Source organism: Yokenella regensburgei (assembly GCF_051486985.1).
In the GTDB taxonomy this organism is placed as follows: domain Bacteria; phylum Pseudomonadota; class Gammaproteobacteria; order Enterobacterales; family Enterobacteriaceae; genus CBFFRJ01.
The window spans coordinates 1-11783 of the sequence record NZ_JAHVDV010000056.1 but is presented as its reverse complement, the minus strand read 5'-3'; the positions used below and the strand labels follow the sequence as shown (position 1 = coordinate 11783).

Below are 11783 nucleotides of genomic sequence, written 5' to 3'. Positions count from 1 at the left end.
GGTGCGGTGGTTGCAGAGAAAAATGAACTTACGGTGAACGGAACCATTCCACGTAGCCTGCATGGGACGAGTCCATGCAACCTGAATAATCCCTTTCGCATCCGTGCGGAATTCTCCCCTCACCCTGGCCCTCTCCCCAAAGGGGCGAGGGAATGGACCGTGCCCGTGTACAATTTCCCCCTCACCCTGACCCTCTCCCCAGAGGGGCGAGGGGATGGACCGTGCCCGCATCCCCCCCTCACCCTCTCCCTCAGGGAAAGAGAACCGTCGCTGCTCCTGCGCTCATAAAAAAACCGGCGCACTGGCACCGGTTAATTAATTTCCCACATCTGCACTCAGACGTGCGGCTTCTCGCCATTTTCATCCTGATCGACCGCAAAGCAGGCGACCAGCTGGCCATTATAATCCTTCAGTTGCGGCTGCAACTGAGTACAAGGCCCAAAGCGACGACGGCAGCGGGCGTTGAACGCACAACCCGGCGGTGGGTTGAGCGGGCTTGGCAGCTCACCTGTCAGTTTAATGCGCTCACGACGATCGTCCGGGTTCAGACGAGGGGTCGCAGAAAGCAGCGCCTGAGTGTAGGGATGGCGCGGATTAGAAAAAATCTGCTCTTTGGTGCCCTTCTCAACGCAGCGACCGAGGTACATCACCATCACTTCATCGGCAATATGCTCCACCACCGACAGGTCATGCGAGATAAAGACATACGATAGCCCTAAATCCTGTTGCAGGTCCATCATCAGGTTCAGCACCTGCGCACGTACGGAGACGTCCAGGGCGGAAACCGGTTCATCAGCGATAACCACGTCCGGGTCAAGCATCAGACCACGGGCAATAGCGATACGCTGACGCTGACCACCGGAGAACATATGCGGGTAACGGTCATAATGTTCGGTTTTCAGGCCGACCTTCGCCATCATCTCCAGCGCTTTCTCACGACGCTCGGCTTTACTCAGGGCCGAGTTAATTTGCAGCGGCTCTTCCAGAATCTGTCCCACTTTTTTACGCGGGTTCAGCGAACCGTAGGGGTTCTGAAACACAATCTGGATTTTCTGCCGGCGCAGTTTTTGCGCCTGTGGATCGTGCTTGAGCAGATCCTGGCCCTGATAGTAGAGCTCGCCCCCGGTTGGGGTTTCGATCATCGTCAGCAGGCGACCCAGCGTGGATTTACCGCAGCCCGACTCCCCCACCACCGCCAGCGTTTTACCGCGCTCAAGGGTAAACGATACCCCGTCCAGCGCTTTAACCAGGCGTTCCGGGGCAAACAGCCCCTTCTTCACCGGGTAATGTTTTTTCAGATCAATGGCCTGCAACAGCGGTTGCTGCGTGGTGGCCTCATGCGTACTCATAGGGTCGGCCTCCCGGCATCATCGAGTGGGTAGTGGCATTTAGACTGACGTCCATCCGCCAGCGTATTCAAATCTGGCTCATCAACACGGCATTTGTCGGTGGCATAGGGGCAGCGCGGGTTTAACAGACAGCCGCTCGGACGGTCATACTTGCCGGGCACCACGCCCGGCAGGGAGGCCAGACGGGCTTTGTCCTGCGCAAACTCCGGCAGCGCTCGCAACAGCGCCTGGGTATAAGGGTGACGCGGTGCACGGAAGATATCCGTCGCCGCACCCGTCTCCACCACCTGACCTGCGTACATCACAATGATTTTGTGCGCGGCTTCTGCCACCAGCGCCAGATCGTGCGTAATCAGGATCAGCGCCATGTTCTCTTTCTGCTGCAATTCGAGCAGCAGTTCGATGATCTGCGCCTGGATGGTCACGTCCAGCGCGGTCGTCGGCTCATCGGCAATCAGCAGTTTTGGCTGACAGGCAATCGCCATCGCGATCATTACGCGCTGGCTCATCCCACCGGAAAGCTGGTGCGGATAAACATCCAGACGCGAAGCCGGATCAGGGATACCGACCTGGTTGAGCAGGTCGATGGCGCGCTGACGGCGGGTTTTCTTGTTGCCGCCCTGATGGACCTTAATCGCTTCCATAATCTGAAAACCGACGGTATAGCACGGGTTAAGGCTGGTCATCGGGTCCTGGAAAATCATCGCCACTTCGGCACCCACCAGACTACGGCGCTCTTTTTCCGAAATACGTTTCAGATCCTGACCATTAAACTCCAGTTTCTCCGCCATCACGCGGCCAGGGAAGTCAATCAGACCCATGATTGCCAGTGAGCTTACCGACTTACCGGAACCCGACTCACCCACAATACCGACCACTTCACCCTGATTTACGCTGTAGCTCACACGGTCTACGGCGCGGAATGCGGCCCCTTCGTCACCGAAGTGCACCGACAATTTATCTACATTTAATAACGCCATCTCGAACCTCTTACTGCTTCAGTTTAGGATCGAGCGCATCACGCAGGCCGTCACCCATCAGGTTAAATGCCAGCACCGTCAGCAGGATCGCCAGACCCGGGAAGGTCACGACCCACCAGGCACTCTGTGCGAACTGCAACACGTCGGAGAGCATCGTGCCCCACTCCGGTGTTGGCGGCTGCGCACCCATGCCAAGGAAGCCAAGGGCGGCCATGTCGAGAATGGCGTTCGAGAAGCCGAGCGACGCCTGAACAATCAGCGGCGCAAGGCAGTTAGGAAAAATGTTAACAAACATCTGACGCATCGCACCGGCACCCGCCACGCGGGAAGCGGTAACGTAGTCGCGGTTCACCTCCACCAGCACCGCCGCGCGGGTAAGGCGAACGTAGTGCGGCAGGGCGACAAAGGTGAGCGCCAGCGAGGCGTTAACGATCGACGGACCGAAGATGGCCACCAGCACCAGCGCCAGCAGCAGGCTCGGCAGCGCCAGCATGATGTCCACAACACGCATGATGACGGTATCCACGATACCGCCGAAGTATCCTGCAACCAGTCCGAGAATAATCCCCATCACCAGCGACAGCACAACGACCAGGCAGCCAACCAGCAGCGACAGGCGCGCACCGAACATCAGACGAGACAGCGTATCGCGGCCCACATCATCGGTCCCCAGAATATGCGACCAGGTGCCGCCATCCTGCCAGACCGGCGGAGCCAGCAGCGCATCACGGAACTGTTCCGCCGGGTTATGCGGCGCAATCACGTTAGCAAAAATGGCGATCAGCAGCATAATAACTACATAAGCCAGGCCGACAACCGCGCCCTTGTTACGTTTGAAATAGTGCCAGAACTCCTGCAGCGGCGTCATAGGCACCGGTGCAGTAATAACTTTAGTTTCAGTGGTTTGTGACATGATGGCCCCTTACTTCTTATGCCGAATACGCGGGTTCACCACGCCGTAGAGCAGGTCGACCAACAGGTTGACGACAATAATCATCGTTGCGACCAGCAATACCCCGCCCTGCACCACCGGATAATCACGGCGCTGCAGCGCGTCAATAAGCCAGCGCCCAAGGCCCGGCCACGAGAAGATGGTTTCCGTCAGAATGGCCCCTGCCAGCAACGTACCTACCTGCAGACCGATAACGGTCACGACCGGCAGCATCGCATTACGCAGCGCATGCACGATGATGACACGCATGCGGGTCAGCCCCTTGGCGCGCGCGGTTCGGATGTAATCTTCACCCAGCACTTCCAGCATGGAGGAGCGCGTCATACGCACAATCACCGCCAGGGGAATGGTTCCGAGCACTACGGCAGGCAGAATCATGTGCGCGAGGGCATCAATAAAGTTGCCTTCTTCGCCCCAGATGGCCGTATCAATCAGCATGAAACCGGTCAGCGGGTTACTGTCGTCAAGGAACACCATGTCACTCACGCGCCCGGAGACAGGCGTCAGATTAAGCTGCACCGAGACCAGCATAATCAGCATCATGCCCCACCAGAAGATAGGCATAGAGTAACCGGTCAGCGCGATACTGACGGCGGTATGGTCGAAAATAGAGCCGCGTTTTACCGCAGCCAGTACGCCTACCGGGATACCCACGGCAACGGCGAAGATCATGGCGCAGATACCGAGTTCCATCGTCGCTTTAAAACGCGGTACGAACTCGTCCCACACCGGGAGACGGCTTTTAAGGGAGATGCCTAAATCACCGTGCAACACACCCCACACATAGTTGACGTATTGTTCCCACAGCGGCTTGTTAAGGCCCAGCTCCGCCAGCAGCTGAGCATGACGCTCAGGGGAGAGGCCACGCTCACCCGCCATGATCATCACCGGATCGCCGGGGATCATATGGACAAAGGCAAAGGTGAGAAGGGTGATACCGATAAACGTAGGGATGACGAGCCCTAAACGTCGGAGGATGAACTGCAACATAACCCGGATTCTCTGTAATGACGCACAACCAGGGGCTGTGGTCTGTATTGCTCACAAATGTAAATTCCCTCTCCCAAAGGGAGAGGGGTAGGGTGAGGGGAAGCATACAAAGCCCTCACCCCTGCCCTCTCCCAACAGAAGAGGGAGAAAATACGACTTATTATTCGACTGACACGTTTTCGAAGTGATGTTTGCCCAGCGGATCAACCACATAGCCTTTCACTTCTTTACGCACTGGTTCATACACGGTGGAGTGAGCCACGATCAGCGCCGGCGCCTGGTCATGCATTACTACCTGAGCCTGTTTGTACAGTTCGATGCGTTTGTTGTGGTCGTCGGTCGCACGTGCCGGTTGAATCAGATCTTCAAACGGCTTGTAACACCAGCGAGAGTAGTTGGAGCCATCTTTCGCAGCCGCACAGCTGAACAGGGTGGCGAAGAAGTTATCCGGGTCCCCATTGTCGCCGGTCCAGCCCATCATCACAGCCTGGTGTTCGCCAGCTTTCGCACGCTTGAGGTACTCGCCCCACTCGTAGGTGACGATCTTAGCCTGCACGCCCACTTTCGCCCAGTCAGCCTGAATCATCTCAGCCATACGGCGAGCATTCGGGTTGTAAGGACGCTGTACCGGCATGGCCCACAGCTCAACGGTGAAGCCTTGCTCGTGGCCAGACTCTTTCAGCAGCTGTTTCGCCTTCTCAACGTCGTAGGTGTAATCCTTAACGTCGTCGTTGTAGCCCCACATGGTTGGTGGAATCAGGTTTTTCGCCGCGGTGCCAGCACCCTGGTAAACCGCTTTGATGATAGCTTCTTTGTTCACCGCGTAAGTCAGCGCCTGACGCACTTTCACGTCATCAAACGGTTTTTTCTCGGTGTTAAAGGACATATAGCCGACGTTCAGACCCGCCTGCTCCAGCAGGTTGATGTTTTTGTCCTGCTTCATACGTGCAATGTCAGCCGGGTTCGGGTACGGCATAACCTGGCACTCATTTTTCTGCAGTTTGGCATAACGTACGGAGGCGTCAGGCGTGATGGAGAAGACCAGGCGATCAATCTTCGGCTTGGTGCCCCAGAAGCCTTCAAACGCTTTGTACAGAATACGGGAGTCTTTCTGGTATTGCTGCAGCTGGAACGGACCAGTACCAATCGGGTCGAGGTCCACTTTATCCGGCGTGCCGGCTTTCAGCATGTTGTCAGCATATTCTTTGGAAAGAATGGAGGCGAAGTCCATCGCGAGGTCTGCCAGGAACGGCGCTTCCGGGCGGGTCAGGACGAACTGAACGGTATTGTCGTCCACTTTCTTCACTTCGCTTATCAGATCAGGCAGGCCCATGCCTTCGAAGTACTCATAGCTGCCGCCAGAGATTTTGTGATACGGGTTCTGATCGTTTTTCTGACGATCAAAGGAGAAAACCACGTCATCCGCGTTGAATTCACGCGTCGGTTTGAATGCTTTGTTGTCCTGCCACTTCACGCCTTTACGCAGGTGGAAGGTGTAGGTTTTGCCATCTTCGCTGACTTCCCACTTCTCAGCCAGGCCAGGAATCACCTCGGTAGTACCGGTTTTAAATTCAACCAGACGGTTATAAATCGGCACCGAGCTTGCATCGTAAGTTGTACCAGAGGTGAAAAGCTGTGGGTTAAAGCCTTCAGGGGATCCTTCTGAACAATAAACCAGGGTTTTTGCCTGCACGCTTGCAGCCACGGTCAGCGCCACCAGGCTAAGACCGAGCTTCAGCATCCCTGACTTCTTCAAGGAAATACTCATTATTCTGCTCCAATGTGATATGTGTTGTTACCCTTGCGAAGGGTTATCCGACAGGCCTTTATTTATTTTTTACCTGGACTTATCGGCAGTTATGAGAGATGGGAAATCCTTTCACGAGGTTGACTGAGTTGCAGTGCAGATTCTCCATGAAATGCCCCTCATGCCCTACAATCTGTCAATAGAATGTCAAAACGTCAATACAGGTAACGGGGATTTACATCATTGATGCGAATCAACAAACAAAGTTAAAAAAAACTTCAGGCCACTATTTTCAGCAGGTAAATTTGTGCTACAGGCCACAAAGCAGAATAATGCCCTTAAGAATTTACTCTCTATGGTGTTTATCGTTTGTACAGATAATGAAAAATTTCTGACGAAATGCTGAATATGTGAGCGATAAATACCGCGAACGTTAAAACGCACAGCGTAAAATGCTGCCGCTATCCATAAGCAACGCGAAAAAAGATTTAACTATATATAAAAAAATACAATGGAATATGTCACAAAACAGTGACCTGACAGGGAGAAATAAGGTTAACGTTGGGTTAAAAAATGGGACTTTTTTCGCCCGGCGATGTGAGAAAAGTAACATTCGCCGGGCAAAACCCTTAGCTGAACGCCATTAAGCAATGCCGGTAGTAACCGTAAACGAGCGAGTCTGCTGGGGTGCCAGTTCGATTAATGAGCCATTACGCTGAGCGGCAAGAAACCCCTCCGGGCGGCAGGTCGCCGGCAGCGCAAACGCTGCCACCTGCTGATCGCCGTTATACAGGATCCAGCGGGTAACGTAATTCAGTTCGGCACTTGAGAACCGGGTCATGAACGTCGTGCCATCCGGCGCCGTCATGCGAAATTCCGGCGTTTCAGTAATGTCGTCCAGTTTATCGGCAAAGAAGACGATTTCCGGATCGTAGAACTGCGGCTCGTTCAGCCTGGTCAGGGTCGCTTCTCCCTGTAAAATCCGCTGGTTGAAGGCCAGCCACTGTTCGGTGGGCTTCACGTGTGCCGGCACCGACTCGCGCAGCGTTAAAGCCTCATCCGGGATATTCTGGCTGAAGGTCGCCTCTGGCACATAGGCATAGTTCATATGGCACATGTACTGTAGCGGCATGGCCACTGAAGCCAGGTTGGTCACCGCCATCTCAATATCAAACAATGCGCTCGCTTTACGCAGGACTACCCCGGGCCGGGCCTGGTAATGATGACCAAAACCCATCACATATTCATAGCGCCCGCTAATGCGCAGGCTCTCCTCGTCAATCTCGATCCAGGCCTCGTCCATCGCGGCACAGGCCATCTCGCCGTGCAGGGGGTGGGTATCTTCCGGTGACGGGCAGCCGTTCGCCAGCAAGCCGGAGTGGAAAGCGAAGCAGCCGTAGGTTGCCACCACCTCCGTTGCTGGTTTTGGCTGGCTGAACATGTTGCGCATAGTCAGATCATGGCCGTCAAATTCGGCATCCCAAATCATCTGCCCCATCCAGGGCAGAATGACGAGATGACCACGGCTGTTCTGCACTTTCAGCCCTTCCACACCGCTGGCATAGCGAAAGGCACTCACCCTGAAGTCGCTGTTTTCCAGCAGGATGCGTGGCTGTTCTGTAAACAGTGAACGCCATAAGGGAAGACGCGTTGTCATCATGATTCTCCTTAAGAAGCCGTCGCTTCGGTCACATCATTGCGTACTTTGCTTTCGCGCCAGAAGTAGAGGCCAACGTAGACAAAGCACAGCATGGAAACGAGGAACGAGAGCTGCAGGGAGTGGAACATGTCCGCCACGTAGCCCTGAATTGCCGGGACGACCGCCGCACCGACAATCGCCATCACAATCACGGCGCCTGCCATCTCGGTATGTTCGTTATCCACCGTATTCAGCGTGCCTGCATAAATGGTGGCCCAGCAGGGTCCGAACAGCACACTCACCAGTACAGCCACATAGACGGCGCTGAAGCTTGGTGCCAGCGACACATACGCCAGGAACAGCGCGCCGATGACGGAGTATAAGATCAACACTTTTTCCGGGTTGAAGCGCGTCATCAAAATGTTGGCGATAAATTTGCCAATAAAGAAACAGATGAAGCTGTAGACCATAAAGTTGGAGGCATCACGTTCGTTGATGTCACCCAGCTCCAGGGCAAGGCGAATGGTGAAAGACCAGACAGCAACCTGCATACCGACATAGAGGAACTGCGCCACAATACCGCGACGAAAACGTCCATTGCTCGCCAGATAACGCAGAGTTTCCATTGCTGACGGGCGCTTGTGGTTTGCCGTCTGCGCCACTTTACAGGTCGGGAAGCGGGTCAGCATGAAAAGCACCATCACTACCACCAGTACCATGATCATGTACTTGTAGGGCTCAAGGGTGTTTTCCAGCATCAGTACTTTGAAGTTATGGATCTGCTCCGCATTCATCCCTGCCATCTGTTTTTCCAGGCTTTCCCCTTCCGAAAAGACCAGGTATTTACCAAGCAGGATGCCCGCTACCGCGCCAATCGGGTAAAACGTCTGACTGATGTTCAGGCGCAGCGTGGCGTGTGCCTTCGGGCCAATCATTGAGCTGTAGGTATTGGCTGCAGTTTCCAGAAAACTCAGGCCGATTGCGATGGCAAAAATGGCCGCAAGGAACATGGTATAGGTGGCCATGTGCGAGGCCGGGAAAAAGAGCGTACAGCCGACAATATAAAGTGTCAGGCCGATTAATATCGCCACTTTATAACTGGTTTTTTTAATGACCAGGGAGGCCGGGATCGCAATTAAGAAATAGCCACCATAAAATGCACTCTGTACTAATGCGGAGGCAAAGTTACTGAGTGAAAATACACTTTTAAACTGCGTAATCAGAATATCATTTAAAGCCGCTGCGCATCCCCAGAGCGGGAATAAACAGGATAACAAAATAAACTGGAACAGAGGGGTCTTATTCAGATACCCGTCGGGCATCTGAATGATGTTTTTATCGTTCATAGTGCTACCTTTTACTTTGCAGGGTGGTTGTTATTCGTTTAAGGACAGATATTCATTAAATTGTTCAATACTCGGATAAGAAGACTGGGTGCCTTTTCCAGTGACGCTGAATGCCGCGAACAGGACTGCTTTTTTCATCGCAGCTTCAACATTGCCGCTCTGGACATAATAGTGGGCAAAACAGCCGATGAATGCATCGCCCGCACCACTGGTATCAACAGCGTTAACCCTGAACGCGGGTACATGAACTTCCTTATCACGGGTCATCCAGAGTGCCCCTTTTTCGCCCATGGTAACAATAATATTGTTCAGCCCTTTATCGAGCAGACTACGGGCCGCTGCACGGATATTATCGTAGGTATCCACTGGCATACCGGTAAGTATTTCCAGCTCGGTTTCATTTGGCACGAAGAAATCACACTTGCAGGCATAAGACATATCTAATTCACGCAATGCAGGTGCCGGATTTAATAACACTTCTATGCCATGTTTTTTGCCGAATTCGATCGCGTGGTATACCGTCTCCAGTTGTACTTCAAGTTGCAGGACAATCAGCTGGCATTTTTTTAAGTCCTCCGCAGCTCTGTCGATATCCTCAGGCGAGAGAAATTTATTCGCACCTTTGATAATTAAAATGCTGTTGCTGGAGTTAGCGTTGACAAAAATAGGTGCCACGCCGCTGCTGGTACAGGGTACTTTTTCAACATAGGTGGTATTAATACCCCAGGATTCAAGATTGCGAATGGTGTTATCCGCGAAAATATCGTCCCCGACTTTGGTCAGCATTAACACTTTAGAGTTGAGTTTAGCTGCCGCAACGGCCTGATTCGCCCCTTTACCACCGCACCCGATTTTGAACGCTGGCGCTTCGAGTGTTTCCCCCTCTTTCGGCATCTGATTGGTGTAAGTAATGAGATCAACCATGTTTGAGCCGATAACCGCGATATCCATTTTTACTACCTCTTAGAAACAATCACGCAACAATGATATTAAAATAACATTAGCATGTTACTTCCGTATCATTTGTGATTATGATCGCGATTACAGGATCATTTTTTTGATTAATTACCAGGCAGTATTTATATGTTTAATCGTGGGAAGAATGATTAAAATAATCATAAGAATATGAAATATATAGAATAAAATTAAAGATAAACCTCAGTCATCCTACTTTTAATTAGGCTGGCCGGGCAGTATAGTAGTGCACCAGGGTGATGTTCCTGAAGCCACAAAAATGTTACTAATGGAACATATGCACGACCACAGGCGGGAAAGCGAATGGAAACAAAGCAAAAAGAACGTATCCGGCGTCTGCTGGAGCTGCTGAAGAAGACTGACCGCATCCATCTGAAAGAGGCGGCCCGCATGCTGGAAGTCTCCGTCATGACCATCCGCCGCGACCTCAGTCAGGATGATGAACCATTACCGCTCACCCTGCTCGGTGGATACATTGTGATGGTGAATAAACCCGCCTCGTCTTCCCCTGCACCCGCGCCCGCTCACCGCGCCCATCACCGCGATGATTTACCCGTCGCGATTCTGGCGGCAGGGCTGGTGAGCGAAAATGACCTGGTCTTCTTTGATAATGGCCCCGAAATGCCGCTGGTCATCAGTATGATCCCTGACGACATCACCTTTACCGGGATCTGCTACTCACACCGTGTGTTTGTCGCCCTCAATGAGAAACCTCATGCCACGGCGGTGCTGTGCGGCGGAACCTATCGCGCAAAAAGTGATGCCTTTTACGATACCAATAATCCTTCTGCACTTGATGCGCTTAACCCCCGTAAAGTGTTTATTTCCGCCAGTGGCGTGCATGAGCATTTTGGCGTGAGCTGGTTTAATCCTGAGGATCTGGCGACCAAACGCAAAGCCATGGATCGTGGTTTACGTAAGGTTCTGCTCGCCCGTCATGCCTTGTTTGATGAAGTGGCTCCCGCGAGTATTGGTCCGCTGTCGGCGTTTGATGTGTTGATTAGCGACAGACCGCTGCCGGTAGATTATGCGGCGCATTGCCGTAATGGCTCGGTAAAAGTGATTACGCCGGATTCAGAGGGGGAGTAAGGGATGACGTGCTCAAGCGCAACGTTGAGCACGCTTTTCGCCCTCGCCCCTTTGGGGAGAGGGTCGGAGTGAGGGGACTGTGGGTGACTGGCCCGAAGGGTTCCGTTCATCTCACGTGCTAAACCGGGCACGCTTTTCTCCCTCGCCCCTTTGGGGAGAGGGTCGGAGTGAGGGGAACCGTGGGTGACTGGGCCGAAGGGTTCCGTTCATCTCACGTGCTAAACCGGGCACGCTTTTCTCCCTCGCCCCTTTGGGGAGAGGGTCGGGATGAGGGGAACTGCGGGTGACTCGCTGGAAGGGTTCCGTTCATCTCATATGCTAAACCGGGCTCGCTTTTCTCCCTCGCCCCTTYGGGGAGAGGGTCGGGGTGAGGGGAACCGTGGGTGACTGGCCCGAAGGGTTCCGCTTACCTCTGGTGGAGTCGTTCCGTTCACCTCACATGCTAAACCGGGCTCGCTTTTCTCCCTCGCCCCTTTGGGGAGAGGGCCGGGGTGAGGGGACTGTGGGTGACTGGCCCTAAGGGTTCCGCTTACCCCTGGTGGAACGGTTCCGTTCACCTCACATGCTAAACCGGGCACGCTTTTCCCCCTCGCCCCTTTGGGGAGAGGGCCGGGGTGAGGGGACTGTGGGTGACTGGCCCTAAGGGTTCCGCTTACCTCAGGTGGAATCGTTCCGTTCACCTCATATGCCGCACTCCCATGCAGCACCCTCCCCCG

At 53.7% G+C, this 11783-nt stretch carries 9 protein-coding genes; 1 reads left to right on the top strand and 8 read right to left on the bottom strand.

All coding sequences use genetic code 11. The features are described from left to right. Positions 1-335 precede the first annotated feature (335 nt). The 8 genes from dppF to rbsK form a co-directional block, all read right to left on the bottom strand. Positions 336-1349, bottom strand: a complete 1014-nt coding sequence (gene dppF, locus KXR87_RS22850) for a dipeptide ABC transporter ATP-binding subunit DppF (protein ID WP_437434479.1) — start codon at positions 1347-1349, stop codon at positions 336-338. Next, the gene (dppD, locus tag KXR87_RS22845) at positions 1346-2329 is read right to left on the bottom strand and encodes a dipeptide ABC transporter ATP-binding protein (RefSeq protein ID WP_437434478.1); all 984 of its coding nucleotides are present in this window, start codon (positions 2327-2329) and stop codon (positions 1346-1348) included. Before dppD ends, dppF begins: the two co-directional genes overlap by 4 nt. A 10-nt stretch (positions 2330-2339) precedes the next feature. Beyond that, positions 2340-3242, bottom strand: coding sequence for a dipeptide ABC transporter permease DppC (gene dppC, locus KXR87_RS22840; RefSeq protein ID WP_437434477.1), 903 nt, complete (start codon positions 3240-3242; stop codon positions 2340-2342). A gap of 9 nt (positions 3243-3251) precedes the next feature. Next, entirely contained in the window at positions 3252-4271 is a 1020-nt protein-coding gene (dppB, locus tag KXR87_RS22835) for a dipeptide ABC transporter permease DppB (RefSeq protein WP_437434476.1), read from the bottom strand. Positions 4272-4431: 160 nt separating this feature from the next. Continuing rightward, positions 4432-6039, bottom strand: coding sequence for a dipeptide ABC transporter periplasmic-binding protein DppA (dppA, locus tag KXR87_RS22830; protein WP_437434475.1), 1608 nt, complete (start codon positions 6037-6039; stop codon positions 4432-4434). Positions 6040-6661: 622 nt separating this feature from the next. Further along, entirely contained in the window at positions 6662-7675 is a 1014-nt protein-coding gene (locus KXR87_RS22825) for an aldose 1-epimerase family protein (RefSeq protein WP_437434480.1), read from the bottom strand. Positions 7676-7686: 11 nt separating this feature from the next. Beyond that, positions 7687-9003, bottom strand: coding sequence for an L-fucose:H+ symporter permease (fucP, locus tag KXR87_RS22820; protein ID WP_437434474.1), 1317 nt, complete (start codon positions 9001-9003; stop codon positions 7687-7689). Positions 9004-9033: 30 nt separating this feature from the next. Beyond that, a complete protein-coding gene (gene rbsK, locus KXR87_RS22815) occupies positions 9034-9954 on the bottom strand; it encodes a ribokinase (protein WP_437434473.1) in 921 nt (306 codons plus the stop codon). A gap of 327 nt (positions 9955-10281) precedes the next feature. On the opposite strand from rbsK, the gene KXR87_RS22810 reads away from it, so the two are divergent. Beyond that, on the top strand, positions 10282-11067 hold the full coding sequence (locus KXR87_RS22810) for a DeoR family transcriptional regulator (protein WP_437434472.1): 786 nt from the start codon (positions 10282-10284) through the stop codon (positions 11065-11067). The last annotated feature ends 716 nt before the right edge of the window (positions 11068-11783 follow it).

Excerpts from the sequence above, each read along its gene's own strand:
- dppF (WP_437434479.1), bottom strand. The coding sequence starts at position 1,349 with ATGAGTACGCATGAGGCCACCACGCAGCAACCGCTGTTGCAGGCCATT.
- dppD (WP_437434478.1), bottom strand. The coding sequence starts at position 2,329 with ATGGCGTTATTAAATGTAGATAAATTGTCGGTGCACTTCGGTGACGAA.
- dppC (WP_437434477.1), bottom strand. The coding sequence starts at position 3,242 with ATGTCACAAACCACTGAAACTAAAGTTATTACTGCACCGGTGCCTATG.
- dppB (WP_437434476.1), bottom strand. The coding sequence starts at position 4,271 with ATGTTGCAGTTCATCCTCCGACGTTTAGGGCTCGTCATCCCTACGTTT.
- dppA (WP_437434475.1), bottom strand. The coding sequence starts at position 6,039 with ATGAGTATTTCCTTGAAGAAGTCAGGGATGCTGAAGCTCGGTCTTAGC.
- KXR87_RS22825 (WP_437434480.1), bottom strand. The coding sequence starts at position 7,675 with ATGACAACGCGTCTTCCCTTATGGCGTTCACTGTTTACAGAACAGCCA.
- fucP (WP_437434474.1), bottom strand. The coding sequence starts at position 9,003 with ATGAACGATAAAAACATCATTCAGATGCCCGACGGGTATCTGAATAAG.
- rbsK (WP_437434473.1), bottom strand. The coding sequence starts at position 9,954 with ATGGATATCGCGGTTATCGGCTCAAACATGGTTGATCTCATTACTTAC.
- KXR87_RS22810 (WP_437434472.1), top strand. The coding sequence starts at position 10,282 with ATGGAAACAAAGCAAAAAGAACGTATCCGGCGTCTGCTGGAGCTGCTG.